The sequence below is a fragment of the Vagococcus sp. QWL-13 genome (assembly GCF_058683555.1).
In genome coordinates this window covers 590,214-608,747 of record NZ_CM178746.1, presented here as the reverse complement: position 1 = coordinate 608,747, position 18,534 = coordinate 590,214, and the positions used below count along the sequence as shown (strand labels likewise).

Genomic DNA, 18,534 nt, shown 5'->3' with positions numbered 1-18,534 from the left:
GCTAGGCTCACGGGCATCTCAACCGATACAACAATCCTAATTGGACATTCATTTCCCCTGATATTGTCACACGTGATGAGTAAAGACTGCTATTTTTTATTATATTAACGGAGAAGGTTTCTCCTGTTGCTTCGAATAAATACTTTAACAGGACCACAGGCATTCGATTACAAAACCTTTGGCTAAGATTCCGCAATTCTTTTCAAACGGTGAACCCCTGAACGCTTTGACAGCTCTTCCCTGTCACACAAGTTAAATTATAACAAAGGATATTCTTTCAAATACTGATGTCTTATAGCTTATCAAAGTTTTTAAAAAATCTCTACTATCTGCCATTCATTTAAGTCTGAAGTTTTAAAATTAATCTTTTCCTAAACAAATTTTTGTTTAAAAGTAATTAGAGAAAACATTTTATTGCGGATGATTATTTCTCTCTTGAACACTTTGTTTTTTTACCTCGTTAATTTCACTTTATAATCGTTATATTTATCGAATAAAAATAAAATTTACAGCTTTCAACCAAATAAAAATCAGCTTCATAAAAAAATGTATCATGCAAAAAATCTACAACAACGCGTAAATCAAACACTTTTAAATATATTTTTAAAAGTAATATGTTTTTTATAATAATTTCATCTATTATTTTTCAACTATCCAGATGAACATGATATAATGTTATCACGTTATTTATCGTCCGGTAATTATTGTTTTTAAATGAATGATAACATCAGCTGCTACGCTAAAGGAAAGACACGCCCCATTGTTAAAATCAACAGATTAAAAATTTTTGAGCAATAATCTAAAATCACTATATTTTCGGAAAGGAGTAAATATGTATTCACTTGCGAAAGAGCTGATCACTGAAAAAGATTTACGAAGGCAAATCAGGATATTAGAGTTATTGATGGATCAGCAACAATCAACGGCTAAAGAAATCTCCCATGAGATTGGTTCCTCAGAAAGAACCGTTTTTAACGATATCCATTCAATCCGCTTGCTGCTGCCAGAAGGATGGCGCATCGAATCTGAAGGAAACACCGGATTGATTCTGCACTCTGACAATCATCAGCCGATTTCTAAAGTGTGGGAACATTTTATGAAGATGTCTCTGGGCATACAATTGGCAAAAACTCTGCTATACAGAAAAAAAATCCACACCCATCAGTTTGTGACGGAATTTGGCACCTCCTATGAGACACTCAGAAGGCACGTCATCAAACTAAATAAGCAGTTAGAGCCGTACGATTTAGCGATTCAATTGAATCACAGCACGGTACAATGGTCAGGGGAAGAAATCAATATCAGAGTTTTTTACCAGCGTCTGCTGGTCCCATTCACACATAATAATTTCTTTTTTGAAAACTATCCCGTTCATCAAGTAAATTATATTCATTTTATCAATCGGCTGAACAAGAAGAAAATCCATGTGATGACAGAAGAAATATTTGGTACCTGCTGGTTTTTCATCAACGCAATCCGTATCAAAGCAGGCTGCAGTATCAATCAGTTTGTGTTTAATGACGAAGACCCTCTTTTTAATTTGTACCGGGAAGAATTAGCTTCCTTGTATGCCATGGAAGGAATTATTTTAAAAAAAGAAGAAGAATTTTTCAGTTTTTTCTGTTTTCTTGAAAGTTGGAATTACAATAATCACTGGCCGGAAAAGCTTTCTTTGATGTTCGACGAAGACTATCATGATATGAATGAGCGCTGTAAAAGAGCCGTTTACCGCATCGGAGAGGCTATTGGACAGCCAAAATTATATACTTCCAATTTAAACGACAATTTATTTTTATTTTTTTTAAAGTATCATGAGTCAAAACAACTTTCCGATATTTTTTCTGAGTCCCAAGACATCTTAGCTTTCGGCTACAATCGCTTTTTGAATCTTTACAATTATGTTTTCGAAGAAATCAAGAACAGTGAATTATTAACGAACATGCCTCAATCAATTTATATCGTCAACACTGCAACACTGCTGATACAAGAAGCTATCATGAAAGTAAATCCGCCCAAAATCAATGCCTATTTTATTTTTCAAGGAGAGCCGGCCTGGAAAAGTTTTTTACTAAAGGAACTGACCGATTTGCTTGGCTCCCGCGTTCAATTGATTGATGCCAGTCTTTCCCAACTGCAAGAATGGGAACTTGGGGAAGAAGATATCATTATTTCAAATTATCCTGTTGAGAGTTCATTTTCCCAAGAAATTTTTTATATTTCCCTTGTCCCCAGCAGGAAAGAACTTCAAATGATTAAAGAAAACATCAATCAAATGTATTTTTAAAAACAACCGGAGAGTTGCCCAAAGTGGTCAACTCTCTGGTTGTTTTAAATGCGATAGTTATTTTAGGCTGTCAGTTCTTTTTGTCTGCCCGTCCATCGTTTAGTAAGCATCTTCTCTACCTCTACTATCGTGAAGATCCCTAAACCGATTAAACCTGCTGAAACATGTTGATACCATGTCAAATCAGTTGTCCCGATGATACTCTGAGCCGCCGGCAACATTAAGACTGTACCTTGTAAAACTACAAGCGCCCCTAAAGAGATGAACAACGCCCGGTTTTTAAATAATCCCCGGTTGATGGCGGGATCTTTCAGCTCCCGGCAATTGATCATATAAAAAGCTTGAGCCAACACGATACTTTGCAACAGTAATGTTTGCTGGACTGCAATGGTTTCTGCTTGCATCGACATCAAATATGACGGGATGGTGATTAGCAGTGAGACATAAACTATCCTGAAGATACTGTAACCTGAAAGTATGGGCTCCTGCGGATGTCGCGGCTGACGCTTCATGATGGCCTTATTTCCCGCTTCAAACCCGAGAGCATAGGACAACGTGATTGTAGTCGCCATATTCACCCACAAAATCTGGACCGGTGTTAACGGCAGAGGCTGATTAGTCAATAAAGCGAAGATGACAATCAATCCTTGAGCTAAAGCCGTGGGAAGAAAGAATTTAATCGTATTCTTCAAATTGTCATAAATCCGACGTCCCTCTTTGACGGCAGCGGCAATCGTGGCAAAATTATCGTCTGCCAGCACCATGTCAGCGGCTTGTTTGCTGACTTCACTGCCCTTGATTCCCATGGCGATACCGATATCCGCCTTTTTCAGTGCTGGAGCATCATTTACCCCATCACCAGTCATGCCCACTATCTCTCCGTTTTTCTGTAACGCACTGACGATACGCAACTTATGCTCAGGAGTTGTCCGGGCAAAAATATCCACTTCTTTTACCCGTTGGCGCAATTGCTTCTCATTCATCTGATCAAGGTCTTTTCCTTCGATGACGTTACACACATGAGCCAATCCGATTTGTTTACCGATTGCTTGCGCCGTATCTTTATGGTCCCCTGTAATCATCTTGACTGATATGCCTGCTTCACGTGATTCTTTGATGGCCTGGATGGCTGACTCTTTGGGCGGGTCCATAATTCCCGCTAAAGCCACCAGCTCCAAGTCGGCCACCGTATCATGGGACAACACTGCTCCTTGCGAAAAAGATTTCTTGGCGAACCCTAAGACTCTCTGTCCTTTTTTTGCCAAGGCTGCCCCTTCTCTCTGCCAAAACTTGGCTTGCTCTGGAGACAGGGAGCTTTTGGACAATAATACTTCCGGAGCTCCTTTTACAAATAAAATTTGCTCACCACTCGTCATCTGATGCAAAGTCGCCATATACTTATACTCTGAACTAAAAGGAATTTTATCAAGCAGCGGCAAAAACGGTACATCGTAGCATGCCGCAAACTTTAACAATGCCAGCTCTGTAGGGTTGCCGGATAAATCTTCAATCTTTTGCTCAACAGTCAATTTTAATTCCTGACAGTTGTTCATAATCGTTAATACACTATCCTCTGAAACGTCGCTGATGTCGCAGAACTGCTTTGGACCATCAGCAGCAATGACTTCTGTCACAGACATCTCATTTTTTGTTAGTGTGCCTGTTTTATCGGAGCAGATAACAGTCATGGCTCCTAAAGTTTCAACTGCCGGCATACTTTTAACAATAGCTTGTTTTTCTGCCATCTCATTGACTCCCATGGATAAAATCATGGTCAGCACTGCCGGCAAGCCCTCAGGAATAACTGCAACAATCAAGGCAATCACTGTGGACAGCAACATACTCATGTCCATACCGTAACGGAAAGTAGTAAAAAACAGCAAGAAAACAATTAAGCCCATCAATCCCTTGAATATTTGCTTATTCAGCTGATTGATTTTTAAAATCAAAGGAGTTGTCTGCTTTTCAACCGTTTGAAGCGCCTGATTGATTTGTCCGATTTCAGTGGCATCTCCTGTTTCAACGACTATCCCTTTTCCTGTCCCTGACTGAACCAGAGTGCCGGAGAAAGCCATATTGATTCTATCGCCTAGGGGCGTCTCCTCATCTAAATTCGTCGGACTTTTTTCTACCGGAAGTGACTCTCCTGTCAAAACTGACTCCTCGATTAATAAGTCATGAACTTCAAACAAACGTAAATCTGCCGGTACAATGTCACCGGGCTGTAATATGACCACATCCCCGGGAACCAAGACTTCGCTTGCCATTGCCTGTCTGACACCGTCAGATAAAACAACTGACTCCTGACCCATCATCTGTTTCAAACTATTCAATGACTCTTCAGCTTTTCTCTCCTGATAATAACCGATCAGCCCATTGATCAAAACTACAGCAAGAATGATAAACATTTCAACATAGCTTCCCGTAATTCCTTTTAAAATACCGGCAACAATCAAGATAATCATCAGCAAGTCCACAAAATGCTTGCCGATTTTCCGCCAAAGTTTTTGCTCTTCTTTTTCAGCCAATGTATTCATTCCATATTTCTTTATACGCAAAGCTCTCTCGTGCTCACTTAATCCCGACAAATCGCTGCTTAGCATTTCCAGAATCCTGTTCACGGTGTATTGATACCATGTCACGTTTATCACTTCCTTTATCTTAATAGTTTGAGGTTCAGATTAGAGTATAATAAACAATGCTTTTTTATTTTTGGCAATTTTTTCAGAAAGATATGAAAAAACATGCGAACCAGCGGCTGCATGTTTTTCCTGTTTTCTATATTAAGCAGACAGCGCGGACAAAACTTGCCTCTGCTTCGATTTTAAGCGGGAATGCTGCTACCTGAAATCCTGTAACTCCCTGCAATTTTTTCAGATTAGTTAAATTTTCCAACAAGGGGATATCTGCCTGAAACAATCGTTGATGAATCTCATAAGGATGAAAATCCGGTGAAGGCATATCCATCCCCAACATTTTAATCTTCTTTCGTACAAAAAAATCTGCCAGTTCTCTGCTCACTTGAGGATGATCGCTAAAATAGACTGATTGACGATAAAAAGCATCATGTCCCGTATAAAGCAAAACAATATCTCCCGGTTGAATCAGCTTATCATAGTCATTCTGATAGTCAATGATTTGTGACCCTCTCACATCCAGCAGCACCCCTCGTCCCAAAAATTGCTCCAATGGAAAGTCTGCCGTTTTCCGTTCATCTTCGATCAAGTGCATGGGAACATCAAGATGGGTGCCGGCGTGCAGATTAGAAGACAGAAAGAAGGCACTGTACCCATCTTCTCTCACTGTCCGCTGTTCATACAAAATGAAAGGTTCATCTCCCGGATAAATGGGCGTCTCCTTGTTCAATGGTTGTGAAATATCAATAATGTCCATTCTTCACCGCCTCCCTTTTTAACAATCTCAACAGTGTCTAAACTCGCAGGCAAGCAAATGATCATTGACCATCCCGATACTTTGCATGTAAGCGTAAATGATTGTGGGTCCGATAAATTTAAAACCGGCTTTTTTCAAGTCTTTACTGATAGTTTCCGCCAGTTCTGTTGAAGCAGGCACTTCCGAAATGTTTTTAAAAGTATTAACAATGGGCTGATGATCGACATAAGACCAAATGAATCGGTCAAAAGAACCGTACTCCTTTTGTATTTTTAAAAATATTTCAGCATTGTTGACCGCTGCCTGTATTTTCAGCCGGTTGCGGATAATTTTGGGATTGCTTAATAATTCTGCGATTTTCTCTTCATCATAACGACTGACTTTTTCAACGTCGAAACCGTCAAATGCTTCTCGGAAAGCATCCCTTTTATCCAGAATGGTCTTCCAGCTCAAGCCTGCCTGCATAGACTCAAGCACCAGCATTTCAAATAAATAGCCATCATCATGAATAGGTTTCCCCCACTGTGTGTCATGGTATTCTCTTTCAATTGTGCTTTGATTGGCCCAATCACATCTAATCTTTTCCATCTGCTTCACCCTTTTCAAAATTTAACAACCATTCTTTCCGGTAAGGTTTTCCGCCGTAGCCCCCCAACTCCCCATTTGATTTTACTACCCGGTGACAGGGGATGATGACAGCCAGCTGATTGGCACCATTAGCATTACCGATGGCACGATAACCTGAAGGAACCCCTACGGCTTGAGCTAAGTCCTTATAACTTTTCGTCTCTCCATAAGGAATGTTCATCAATCCCTGCCAAACTTTTCGTTGGAAAGGTGTCCCTGATAAATACAGCGGCGTTGTGAACTTTCGCAACTCTCCCTTAAAGTACTGTGCCATTTCTTCAGAAATCTGCCGGCTGATATTTGTTTTTCCCGGAAGGATGCGTACATTCATCTTCTTTCGCAATTTTTCTATTTCCCGTTCCAGTGCTCTCCTGTCAGCAAATTCCAATAAATATAAAAAGTTTTCGTCTGACACACTGACCATTGGACCTAAAGGCGTGTCGAACCAATCAGCAAACAGCACCCGCAAGTCCTTGGATTTGCTGGGCACATCCCCCATGATTTTAGTAAACGCATCATGGAACCCGCTGGAAGATTCATACCCGCTGTCTAATTGTTCATCAATGACCTTCTGCCCCTTTCTGATAGCTGCAAACGCCAAACCCATACGCCGGGAACGTGCATACTGAACAAAAGTCATGCCGTAAAATTGTTTAAATTTTCTTCTTGCAGTTGCTGAGTGTATCCCTAAAGCTTCAAAGTCTTTTTCTTGCCAACGTTTTTCCGGATGTTCTTCCACCGCTTCCACCATTAAACGGACTTCCTCAGGCATCTCTCCCGGAAAAGACAAAGGGTGACACTTTTTGCATGGACGGTACCCTGCAATCAATGCAGACTCAGCATCTTTGAAAAAATCACAGTTCTCAAATTTCGGTTTTCGTGCGGAACACGTTGCATGACAAAAGATGCCCGTTGTTTTGATTCCCACAAAAAATACGCCTTCATAGGAACTGTCGCGGTTCAAAAAAGCCTGATAATATTCTTTTTGTTTTTTTACACTCATCATAGGAAAAACCTCCTTTGTCATTTTCTTTAGTATACTCTTAACCTGCGTACAGTGCCTACGAAAACTGAACAAGTAATTTTCATCGATACTGTATCCTTTTCCAGTATCTTTCCCACTGTTTATTTGTTTGTCTGTGACGATACTGCTCCATTCGCTACGGAGATGCCAAAAAATACGGGGTGAGTCTCACAATAAACTTTAAAAGGTCCTCTATACCATGAGGAGCAATCAGCTCGAAATCATTTTTAATTTTTCGAATCCCCACAGCTGTACATATTTCCGGAAATTTCCCCAACGCATCAGCTACGTTAAGATAGGGTTGTGAGGCGCCGTTAAATAAATGCATATGAGCTTGGTTTTTCACTTCCCAATCAAATTTCGGATAATGTTTCTTCAAATGGTTTTCTATGGCTGTTGTTGCTTCAAGACTGATTTCAGAATCGAAAAATACCACATCCACATCTCCTGAATAACTGCTGGCATTTCCCGATAAAGTATTCCAAACATGGGTACGAATCGTGCCCGCACAAAGGCAAGCTTGAGGTAATTCCAATGTTTCGATAATTTCCAATATCCTTACAATATCCCGGTCGGCTGTCAACAGGGAAATAAAAGCATCTTTGTCCAAGAGATCATCTCCACTTTCTTTACTTCTATTTTACCAAAGAGTTGCCGGGGAAACAGCCGAACAATCTTATAAGTTTTGATACAGCGGAAAAAGATGCTCTTCACGCACTTTTTTAGAAAATACAAAAAAACGCCATCCTAAGATGACGTTCTTTAAATTTGTTTTTTTCTATGCTACTTCTTTGATTTCTTCGTCTGAAGACAAACCATTTAGACTAACATTCAAAACAATAGCAATCAAACTGCTCATCACAATACCGTTTCCAGCAAACATGCTGATGGTTTCAGGCATTTTTTGAAACAGCTCAGGCATGATGGCAAAACCTAAACCAAAGCCGATAGAAACTGCCACGATTAATAAATTTTTATCGTTGTTAAAATCAACTTTTGCCAGCATACGCATCCCTTGTACTGCTACCATGCCGAACATTACCAGCATACCGCCACCTAATACAGGCTCTGGAATCATCTGAGCCATCGCCCCGATTTTTGGCAGCAAACCCAAAATAATTAGGAATCCTGCAGAGAAAAATACCGGTTTGCGGGTTTTGATTCCTGACAACTGCACTAATCCCACATTTTGAGAAAAACCAGTATATGGGAAAGTATTGAATATCCCGCCAAGAATGACAGCCAGTCCTTCTGCCCGGTACCCACGTTTCAACTCTTCTTCGCCAATATGTTTTCCTGTGATATCTCCTAAAGCAAAATAAACTCCAGTAGATTCCACCATACTTACAATGGAAATAATGACCATCAAAATAATTGAGGAGATATCGAAAATCGGCTTGCCGAAATAAAACGGTTGAGGCACATGAACCCATTGCGCCTCATTGATGATATCAAAGGAAACCAACCCCATAGCAACAGCTAAAAGCGTCCCGCCTACTAAGCCAACTAAGACAGAAATCGATTGAACAAATCCTTTGCCTAAAATCTGTGTCAGCAAAATTAAAATAATGGTGAAGAAAGCCAATCCTAAATTCTCCAAACTGCCAAAGTCTTTACTTGCTGCTGAGCCGCCGCCCATTTTTTCGATGGCCACAGGAATTAAAGTCAATCCAATGGTTGTAATGACTGTCCCAGTCACTATCGGAGGAAATAATTTTTTTACTTTTGAAAACGTTCCGGCAATCAGTACGATGACTACACCTGCTGCGATAATCGAACCATAAATAGCTCCGATGCCTTTGTTGCTGCCAATCATGATTAGCGGAGCAACTGCTTGAATCGCACACCCTAGCACGACCGGCAAGCCGATACCGAAATATTTAGTGACAACTAGCTGTAAAAGTGTGGCAACCCCGCACATAAAAATATCAATAGAAATTAAATAAGTCATTTGTTCCGGCGTAAAATTCAACGCCTGACCAATCAATAACGGCACAGCCACTGCACCGGCATACATAGCCAATAAATGTTGGATTCCTAAAACTGCTGCTTGAGCAGTTGTGACATCATCAGATGTTTTAACTAAGGCTGGATTTTTATTTTCTGTCATGACTAGGCATCTCCTTCCAGAAAGCTGATAGTTCCATCACCCAATGAAGCAATTCTTGCCAGAGAAATAACATTGATACCCATATCTTTAATCAATTGTCTTCCTTCTTGGAAAGATTTTTCTATCACGATTCCCACCGCTTCCACTGTGGCTCCAGCTTGGGAGCAAAGTTCTATCAAACCTTTCGCCGCCTGACCATTGGCCAAAAAGTCATCAATAATCAGTACGTGATCTTCTTTTGATAAAAATTTGCTGGAAATAGAAATCTGATTGGTTTCCTGTTTAGTAAAAGAATAGACAGATGACGTCAACAATTCTTCTTTCATCGTCAAACTCTTGGATTTTCTCGCAATGATCAAAGGTACCTCTAATTTTTCTGCCGCAAACACTGCCGGAGCAATGCCCGATGTTTCCAGCGTGACGATTTTTGTGACCTTCGCTTCAGCAAAATGAGCCGCAAAACAATATCCTACCTGTTTTATCAATAAAGGGTCGACTTGATGTGTTAAAAAGCTGTCAACTTTTAAAACATTTTCACCTAGAATTCGACCATCTTTCTCTATTCTGTTTACAAGTTCTTTCATGTATTTCTCCCTTTCCTCATTTCAGTCTACTCCAATTTCAATCAACGGTCACAAATAAAAAAAACCCTTTTTTAAAGCAAAAAAGGGAGCGTCAGCTCTTTTTTACTTATAGTCCAGCATTTACGGTGCCGGGTAGAGACAGTCAACCTTATTTTGACCATATACAAGTTATAAAAATCGGATACTTCTATTATCTCTTAATTTTATAAAATAGCAACAAGTGAAAAACGGTTACATAAAAAAAGTTAGTGTTGCCAAAAAAATGTTTGATTATCTTCAAATGACTGTTATATATAGACACTTTATTATAAATTATCTCTCTAGCAAAAAAAAGCCCAAGACATGGTTAATCATGCCAAGGGCGGTTGTTTTATACTATTTTTTACTATTTCTTGCTGTGTTCACAAATTATTTCGATAATTATATCTCCAACTGCTGCCAAGGAGATAAATTCAAATTGTCTGTCAAAATTTTCTCATCCCGTAAAAAATTGGGTGTAGGGATTTTCCATAAAAAATATTGTAGAGCCGTCCTCCCCCACCGAGTGAGTACTTTGATTGGCAATTTATTCTTCCACGTAGGCATCCCCTAAATAGAAATAGCAACCGTAAGACGGGTAGCCGATTTGTTTGATTTTAGGATTGATCAAGTAGTTTGAAGCACTTTGGTACAATGGTACTTGTGCGGCATCTTCTTCCAGCAAAATCTTTTCGGCTTCTTTATAATCTTCAAATAATTTTGTCACATCATTGGCATCCACTGTTTTTGCCGCTTTTGTCAACTTATCATAGGTTTGATTGGAGTATTCTCCGTAGTTATAAGCAGAGTCTGTCACATATAAGTTGAAATAAATATCCAAGCTATTGTCCCCGGCAAGCCAGCCAGAAATCGACAATTCATAATTTTTTTCCCGGCGCGACTGGTTGACGTTTGTTTTTGGTTGTTGCTGAATCTCGATACTCAACCCGTCAAGGTTTTCTTCAAGTTGATTTTGCACGTACTCAGATACCTTGCGCCCGCTGTCATCATCAGAGACCAGTAAAGGCAGAGTCACTTCTTTTCCAAGTTCTTTCTGTGCTTCGCTCCACTCTTTTTGTGCTTTTTTCACATCATACAACGCATACTCCCCGCTGTATGCACGGAAATCTTCATTGGTATCAGGATTGGTAAACAAATCATGTGGAATCAAACCATTCAAGGGTTTAGCTCCGTCGTTCAAAACATTTTCAGCCAGTGCTTCCTTGTCGATCGCCAAGCTGATGGCTTTACGCAGATGAACATTGGCCAGCGGAGTGCCCTCTTTCTGATTAAAATCGATAAAGTTGTTGGCAATATCCGAATGACTGACAAATCCCGGGTCATCTTGTAATTCCGCCACATACTGCCCGCTGATTTTCGTCAAATCTATATCACCTGACTGATACAAGTTGATGCCTGTATTTTCTTCTTTCATGGTTTCGCCTCTGACTTCGGACAAGCTGACCCGGTCAGCGTCATAATACTCAGGATTTTTCTTCAATGTCCAAGTATCGCTCCCCTGTTCCCAATCGGTCAAAATAAACGGACCGTTGTACAGCACGTGTTCGCTGTCGCTGCCGAAATCTTTATCTTGTTCCTCCACATAGGATTGATTTTGCGGTGCCAGCCAAACAATGGATAACAGAGTTAAAAATGAAGCTTGGGGCTGTTCCAAAACGACTTTGAACTGGTCAGGCTCGGGCGCTGACACGCCTAGGTCATCTACCGGCTGTTCTCCGGTACGCACAGCCAACCCATTTTCTACATTATCAAGCAGATAGGCATTAGGTGCCCCTGTATCCGGATCAACTAATTTTTTCCAGGAGTACTCGAAATCTGCTGCAGTGATTTGTTCCCCATTGCTCCACTTCGCATCTTCTCTCAAAGTGAACACATATTCTTTTCCGTCATCACTGATAGCCACATCTTTAGCGATTGCCGGTACTGGCTGGCTGTCATGATCCAAACGATAGAGTCCTTCATAAATTTGATGAAGCACTGTAAAAGTATTCTTGTCTGTGGCTTGGATTGTGTCCACGGTCACGATTTCTGTCGGAACCCCAATCTCAATTATTTGCTCGGAAGCCTTGGCTCCCTGTTTAGCATCCTCTTCTTTTGATATATCTGTAGTTCCTGTTCCGGAACCTCCGCCGCATGCCCCTAACAATAATGCCACACTGGCGAAAATAATACTTGTTAACAATTTTTTCTTCATTACTGATCCCTCCTTATAATATAAAAAACGCCCTTCATCCGAATATAACGGATAAAGGACGTGAATAACTCTTCTCGTGGTACCACCTTTTTTGGCGACTGTTCATCGCCCGCTCGTCAGACACGGCACTTATGCATATGTCTTAGTGCTGTAACAGGCACTCCTGTATTTTTCTAATCATCTGATCGACTCGAAAAATAAATACTAAAAGGCCATTTTCCATCTCTTTGATTTTACCTCTTTTCAGCTCCTGAGGCTCTCTGTCAAAATCTTCTTGAATAATGTACTTACCTTCTCACGGTATTCTCATAGATATCTTATTTGAAACTCATTATATAAAGTTAAAATACCATTGTCAACCTCTAAAATAATTTTGCAGAAACTTTTTCGGCCTTTCAGCTAAATTTCTCAATGATTTCAACCAACATTAAAATTACGAGAAGACGTTCCTTTGATTTTATTTTAATTTTCCCTGTGTTAAAATCGTGGGTAAGAACAAACATAAAAAGGAAGAGAACGATGAAACCTCAACATTCTTTAAAAATAAAACAAAAAATCACCTTGCCCATCAAAAGACTAGGCATCAATGGAGAAGGCATCGGTTACTATCAAAAGACAGTGGTGTTTGTGCCGGGAGCTTTGCCTAATGAAACTGTATCTGCTGAAATCACAAAATCTGCCCCAAAATTTGTCGAGGCCAAATTAATCGAAGTTCATAAACAATCACCAGAGCGGGTCGTTCCCCCTTGCCCTATTTACGAACAGTGCGGCGGCTGCCAGCTGCAACATCTTTCCTATTCTGGACAGCTTTCATTTAAAGTTGATATCGTCAGACAGTCCTTAGCCAAATATAAACCACAAGGCTATCAAAAATTTAAGCTCCTGCCCGCCATAGGGATGACCGCCCCGTGGAACTACCGCAACAAACTTCAGTTCCAGTTAGGCGAAAAGGAAGGACGGGTGATTGCCGGTTTGTATCAGCCTAACTCCCATCACTTGGTAGAAATTTCTGATTGTCTGGTGCAGCAGCCGGCGACTATGAACGTCCTCAAAATCGCAGTAGATTTATTAAATAAATTTCAAGTACCGATTTACAATGAACGCAGCAACAGCGGGATCGTGAAAACCCTGGTGATCCGCACAGGAATCAACACGGGGGAAACACAACTGGTGTTTATCACCCACAGTAAAAAATTGCCTAAGAAAAACATTCTGATTGCGGAGCTTTGCAGACAGTGTCCCGAACTCGTCTCCATTATGCAAAACATCCAGCCAACTAAAAGTTCCATCGTGATGGGTGAAGAAACGATTCATCTCTGGGGCAAAGAAAGTGTGGCTGAAACATTGGGCGATATCCATTTCGACTTGTCGGCAAGGGCTTTTTTCCAGTTGAATCCTGACCAGACGGCAGTGCTATATCAAGAAGCCAGAAAAGCTCTTGACGCCCAGGCTGACGACCGGATCATCGATGCGTATTGCGGTGTGGGCACCATCGGTTTGAGTCTTGCAAAGAAAGTAAAAGAAGTCCGGGGTATGGACACAATCCCCGCTGCCATTAAAGATGCCAGAAAAAATGCTTTGAATTTGGGTGTATCCAACACTTTATACGAAGTGGGAACAGCTGAAACTCTTATCCCGATTTGGTTGAAAGATGGTTTCAAACCTGACGGCATCGTTGTGGATCCCCCTCGCACAGGACTGGATAATAAACTGATTGACACCCTGCTCAAATTCCCCAGCCAAAAACTTGTCTATATTTCATGCAATCCGTCTACCTTAGCCCGGGATTTAGTGAGATTGACTCAGAGATATCAAGTAGAGTATCTGCAATCTGTGGATATGTTCCCTCAAACTGCGCGGGCAGAAGTGGTCGCAAAGTTGACCTTGAAAGCCTAATGCTGCAATCACAAGAAAACACTGATTGAAAGCAACATATTCAGCAACGTATCAAAACAAAGGATATTAATGAAGCAATAAAAAAACAGGAACAGCTTAAAAGAAAAATGCCCTTCCTCCAACCAGACAAACTGTCTAGTATCAGGAAGGGCAATATTTTTTTGTCTTATCAGTTAGCGATAGGTAAAATAATTCCACAACTCAGCAATCCCCATGGCAATCAAAATAGCCCCAAATATTCGAAAGGCAACTAACACCGCACCGAAAGGATTGAAAAGCAAAATAATCCCTAAAGCGATCATGACGCCAATATAGACATAAGAACGTTTTTCTGCCATTTGAAATTGATTAAGATAGACCCATTTGTTGATACTGTTCACAATAATAAAAATCCCCAGCAATATCGGCAGCAGTCCGATTAAAGTTCTCATAAAAAGTACAGCCACACCGGCAATAAGCAAGTACAACACGCCGCCCATGAGCGACATCCGCGAATATAGGACCTCTTCCTTATATTTTATCCCGCGGACGATACTGATCAGACCTGTCACTAAAAAATAACCTGCGATAATTTTGATAAAAATATTCATTGTAGCCCCGGGCTCCAGCATGATAATAATCCCAAAAAGCAGATAAAAAAGTCCTTGAAGCAACACGTATTTTTTTAAAGACGCTAACAAATTTTTCATTTTGTCATCCCATCTCATAGTTTTGTCCCTATTATAACTGAAAAATAATAAAAACACAGGAAGTTTGTTTGGCTTTTTTTTGAAGAAGAGATGAAAACACTCCAAAGAACAACAAAGACTACCAACGATGTTGTTTAGACAGAAATCTTCTGATAACAGTTGCCAAGAGAAAGAATCCGCATATAAAAGAACAAAGCCCCCGCAAGCAAACACCCTGCCGGAGCTCGTTGATTAACTGTCTTAAAAAATTGGATTTTAGTACGCTCTTGCCCAGTGAACCATATATTTGGCAGGCGCGCCATTCCAAATATCTTTCATCCCGCTTAAATCTAACGATTGATCTTCAAAACGAATCACGCGGGGGGTCGCTCCCGTTTCTTCTTTGATTTCTTCCTCAACCTTTTCTTCACCAGACCAAGGGGCAATAACAAAACCCCCTGCTTTAATATGTTTGATAAACTCTTCTTTTGTTTCCGCACGATGAGTTTTTTCGTCCTGACGCTTTTTAGCTGTTTCAAACATTGTGTGATGAATATCATCCATTAGACTTTGAATATTGTCGTTTAATGTTTCATCCAGAGGGAATGTTACTTTCTCCAATGTGTCACGGCGAGCCACGGTGACTTGCTGATTTTCAATATCCCGCGGACCGATTTCGATCCGGACTGGAATCCCCCTCATCTCACATTCGTTGAATTTCCAGCCTGGTTTTTTGTCGCTGTCGTCGATCTTCGCTCTAAAGTTTTCTTTTAATCCCGCCAGTAGCTCGTAAGCTTTGTCCAGCACACCTGCCTTGTGTTGGGCAATCGGGATAATCATCACTTGTGTCGGTGCGATTCTAGGCGGCATCACTAGTCCTCTGTCGTCTCCGTGGACCATAATCATGCCGCCGATAGAGCGGGTGGTGATTCCCCATGATGTTTGCTGGACGAATTGCTCTTTGCCTTCTTTATCCAAATAGGAGATTCCATAAGCTTGGGAAAAATTATCTCCTAGATGATGAGATGTGGCAATCTGCAAAGCTTTCCCGTCATACATCAACGTTTCATTGGTGTAAGTTTCTACCGCTCCGGCAAATTTTTCGCTTTGGGTTTTATTCCCTTGAATCACTGGAATTGCCAGATATTCTTCGCACACTTCACGGTAGACTTCTAAAATTTGACGGGCTTCCTTATCGGCTTCTTCAAAGGTTTCGTGGCATGTATGCCCCTCCTGCCAGAAAAACTCTGTGGTCCGCAAAAATGGACGCGTTGTTTTTTCCCAGCGGACGACATTGGCCCATTGATTATAAAGTTTCGGCAAATCCCGATAGGAATGAATGATGTCTCTAAAATGTTCCGCAAATAAAACTTCTGACGTGGGTCTGATTGCCAAACGTTCCGCAAGTTCGCTTTCCCCTCCATGAGTCACCCAAGCCACTTCGGGGGCAAATCCCTCCACGTGCTCGGCTTCTCTCAATAGCAAATGTTCCGGTATCAAAAGAGGCATCATCACATTTTCATGATCCAGTTCTTTCAACCGTGTATCGATGACCTGTTTAATATTTTCCCATAAAGCTGTACCAGTAGGACGCAATACCATGCTTCCTTTAACGCTGGAGTAGGCAGCCAGTTCTGCTTTTAATACGATATCCGTATACCACTGGGCAAAATCATCGTCCCGTTTTGTGATTTCTTTGACAAATTCTTGCTTCGACATTTTCCAATCTCCTTTATAAAAAAATAAAACATACTTTGTACAAGGACCTGATGCGGCGGTACCACCTTGTTTCAAAGTATGTTGACTTTACGACTTAAATGATGATAGAGGTATCAGACCTGTATAATACTTCGGCAGGTTCAAGGGCTCCTAGACGAAATCTCTCAGCAATGATTTCTTTTCTGTAATCTTTAAGCGGTCCTTTACTAATCCGAAAAGCACGGCAAAATTATTCGCCATTACGTTCAAACTATATCATCTAAAAAAAAAGAAGTCAAACTGATTTATGAAAAAGCTAAGTGAACCGTAAAATGTCATTTAAACAAAAACGGCCGGGTAGGCTGATGATTTTCTGAGATTATTTTTTCATTAAACCCTAGTATTAACAACGGGCGTTAATGTATAATAAGTCTTGGGATTTCCCAAACATTGTACTAATAAAAAAAGAAACGAGGTTATCCATGAAAAAGAAGGGTATTACCGCATTATTACTTGCTTTTTCTGTCTTCAACTTGACTGCCTGTTCAAGTAAAGGCGCTCCTGAAAAGGCAGAGAAAATAGAAAATGTCTCTAAGGCGGAGTCATCTGAGGAGACAGAAGCAACGTCTGAATTAAATTTAGACAGCACAAATAGTTTTAAAATAATGATTGAAGCTGCTCAATCACAAATCCCCAGCATGATGAATCAAATGGGAGATATGTATTCTGATCTCAGCATTTCTGAAGGAGAAAACAATACTATTATTTATACCTATACTTACGCTCAAAATCAAGAGATGGCTGTTGATACCGAGGCATTGAGACCGGTCATGGTCAAAGCAATGAAACCAGTCATCGATAGTATGAAAGGACTTTATCCTGATATCAAGCTCCAAACGATTTTTCTCAATCCCGACCAGTCCGAGGTCATCAACTTTATTATCACACAAGAAGACACAGATCAGATTGAGGACAGCGATCAGGAAGCTGTTTCTGAATAAAAACTGGGTATAAACACTCGCGAAAACTAATTCGAGAGTGTTTTTGATTTGAAAGAAAGGATGGCTAAAATTCATTAAGATATAGGATATAGCTGTGCCGCAAAACAGAAAAAGTGAACATTCTGTATAGACCAGCTATGAGTTTACTAGATTTTTAAAGAAGCCTTTCAAACGACTTTTGACAAAATTTTTTAAAATCAAATTGCGTTCAATAAAAAAACTATAACTTTTCATTATTTAGATTGTCTTGCCTTACCATTCCAAATTTTATATGTTAATATTTATTTTCCGGCACTGTAATGAAAAAACATAAAAAAGCAAGAGGTGCTGTCCCTTGTTTTATTGGTATGCAAGCCGTGCTTCCTTGAAAAACATAGCTGTTTTTTCTATGATAAAAACACATCAACGAAAGGAAATGAAAAATGGAATTTGGAGAACAAATAAAAGAAATTCGTAAAAAGCATCAACTGACACAAGAACAATTCGCCAATAAATTAAATGTCACTCGACAAGCCGTTTCAAACTGGGAGAACAACAGAAATCTCCCTGATTTAGAAATGTTGATAATGATTGCTAAAATTTTTCACCTTTCACTTGATGAATTAATTTTAGGAGGAACACAGGTGAACAACATGACAGAAAAACTTATTAAGGATGGCAGTGAGACAAGACGAGCAAAACTTAACCTCATATCTACCATCATAGGAACCTTTTTGTTATTTCTAGGTTTTTTATTATTATTCATAAAAGCAAATTCCGTTGAATATATTGATTCGGCTGGAGTCCTGCATGAGAATTTTTATTTGCTTCCCATTGGATTTGCCTTTTTATTTGCAGGTATCATTGTTTTTATAGTGACAGGTATACGGTATTTGGTGGCCGTTTTGAAAAAATAGAGAAAAGAGTATGGTCCACTTTACCATACTCTTTTCTTATAAAATTCTACCTTTCAATAAAACATTCCGACTGGAACTCATCTTTTCATCTAAGTCCTCCGGGCGTAAAAGGTTGATGTA

General features: G+C 40.2%; 14 protein-coding genes, 1 riboswitch and 1 other annotated feature. Of the genes, 4 read left to right on the top strand and 10 right to left on the bottom strand.

Translation table 11 applies throughout. The annotated features are described in order from the left end of the window. The first annotated feature begins 832 nt into the window (after positions 1 to 832). Positions 833 to 2,284 (top strand): global transcriptional activator MafR, encoded by a 1,452-nt coding sequence (gene mafR, locus AC4PHI_RS02930; RefSeq protein ID WP_492200829.1) that lies wholly within the window; start codon positions 833 to 835, stop codon positions 2,282 to 2,284. Positions 2,285 to 2,346: 62 nt separating this feature from the next. Here mafR and AC4PHI_RS02925 read toward each other — a convergent pair whose 3' ends face one another. The 8 genes from AC4PHI_RS02925 to AC4PHI_RS02890 all read right to left on the bottom strand — a co-directional run bounded on the left by AC4PHI_RS02925 (position 2,347) and on the right by AC4PHI_RS02890 (position 12,255). Continuing rightward, on the bottom strand, positions 2,347 to 4,926 hold the full coding sequence (locus AC4PHI_RS02925) for an HAD-IC family P-type ATPase (RefSeq protein WP_492200828.1): 2,580 nt from the start codon (positions 4,924 to 4,926) through the stop codon (positions 2,347 to 2,349). A gap of 136 nt (positions 4,927 to 5,062) precedes the next feature. After that, the gene (locus AC4PHI_RS02920) at positions 5,063 to 5,677 is read right to left on the bottom strand and encodes a cyclase family protein (RefSeq protein WP_492200827.1); all 615 of its coding nucleotides are present in this window, start codon (positions 5,675 to 5,677) and stop codon (positions 5,063 to 5,065) included. 27 nt (positions 5,678 to 5,704) lie between these two features. Then, the gene (locus AC4PHI_RS02915; protein ID WP_492200826.1) at positions 5,705 to 6,265 is read right to left on the bottom strand and encodes a DNA-3-methyladenine glycosylase I; all 561 of its coding nucleotides are present in this window, start codon (positions 6,263 to 6,265) and stop codon (positions 5,705 to 5,707) included. Then, positions 6,252 to 7,310: a bifunctional transcriptional activator/DNA repair enzyme AdaA gene (locus tag AC4PHI_RS02910; protein ID WP_492200825.1), complete on the bottom strand. Its 1,059-nt coding sequence runs from the start codon at positions 7,308 to 7,310 to the stop codon at positions 6,252 to 6,254. The genes AC4PHI_RS02915 and AC4PHI_RS02910 overlap by 14 nt, the downstream gene beginning before the upstream one ends. A gap of 154 nt (positions 7,311 to 7,464) precedes the next feature. Further along, positions 7,465 to 7,938: a nucleotidyltransferase family protein gene (locus AC4PHI_RS02905; RefSeq protein ID WP_492200824.1), complete on the bottom strand. Its 474-nt coding sequence runs from the start codon at positions 7,936 to 7,938 to the stop codon at positions 7,465 to 7,467. 168 nt (positions 7,939 to 8,106) lie between these two features. Further along, a complete protein-coding gene (locus AC4PHI_RS02900) occupies positions 8,107 to 9,438 on the bottom strand; it encodes a nucleobase:cation symporter-2 family protein (protein WP_492200823.1) in 1,332 nt (443 codons plus the stop codon). A gap of 2 nt (positions 9,439 to 9,440) precedes the next feature. Beyond that, positions 9,441 to 10,022: a xanthine phosphoribosyltransferase gene (locus AC4PHI_RS02895; protein WP_492200822.1), complete on the bottom strand. Its 582-nt coding sequence runs from the start codon at positions 10,020 to 10,022 to the stop codon at positions 9,441 to 9,443. A gap of 89 nt (positions 10,023 to 10,111) precedes the next feature. Next, a riboswitch (purine riboswitch) is annotated at positions 10,112 to 10,209 on the bottom strand. 378 nt (positions 10,210 to 10,587) lie between these two features. After that, positions 10,588 to 12,255 (bottom strand): peptide ABC transporter substrate-binding protein, encoded by a 1,668-nt coding sequence (locus AC4PHI_RS02890; protein ID WP_492200821.1) that lies wholly within the window; start codon positions 12,253 to 12,255, stop codon positions 10,588 to 10,590. Between the two features lie 51 nt (positions 12,256 to 12,306). After that, positions 12,307 to 12,563 (bottom strand) — a binding site (T-box leader). Positions 12,564 to 12,774: 211 nt separating this feature from the next. Between AC4PHI_RS02890 and rlmD the strand changes: the two genes are divergently transcribed. Beyond that, complete coding sequence (rlmD, locus tag AC4PHI_RS02885) at positions 12,775 to 14,151, top strand: 23S rRNA (uracil(1939)-C(5))-methyltransferase RlmD (protein ID WP_492200820.1); 1,377 nt, start codon at positions 12,775 to 12,777, stop codon at positions 14,149 to 14,151. 173 nt (positions 14,152 to 14,324) lie between these two features. Here rlmD and AC4PHI_RS02880 read toward each other — a convergent pair whose 3' ends face one another. Next, positions 14,325 to 14,840 (bottom strand): DUF308 domain-containing protein, encoded by a 516-nt coding sequence (locus AC4PHI_RS02880; RefSeq protein ID WP_492200819.1) that lies wholly within the window; start codon positions 14,838 to 14,840, stop codon positions 14,325 to 14,327. 255 nt (positions 14,841 to 15,095) lie between these two features. Continuing rightward, positions 15,096 to 16,538 (bottom strand): proline--tRNA ligase, encoded by a 1,443-nt coding sequence (gene proS / locus AC4PHI_RS02875; RefSeq protein WP_492200818.1) that lies wholly within the window; start codon positions 16,536 to 16,538, stop codon positions 15,096 to 15,098. 461 nt (positions 16,539 to 16,999) lie between these two features. Here proS and AC4PHI_RS02870 point away from each other — a divergent pair, with 461 nt between their 5' ends. Both AC4PHI_RS02870 and AC4PHI_RS02865 read left to right on the top strand, forming a co-directional pair. Next, a complete protein-coding gene (locus tag AC4PHI_RS02870; protein ID WP_492200817.1) occupies positions 17,000 to 17,518 on the top strand; it encodes a hypothetical protein in 519 nt (172 codons plus the stop codon). Positions 17,519 to 17,940: 422 nt separating this feature from the next. After that, positions 17,941 to 18,414, top strand: coding sequence for a helix-turn-helix domain-containing protein (locus AC4PHI_RS02865; protein ID WP_492200816.1), 474 nt, complete (start codon positions 17,941 to 17,943; stop codon positions 18,412 to 18,414). Positions 18,415 to 18,534 lie beyond the last annotated feature (120 nt).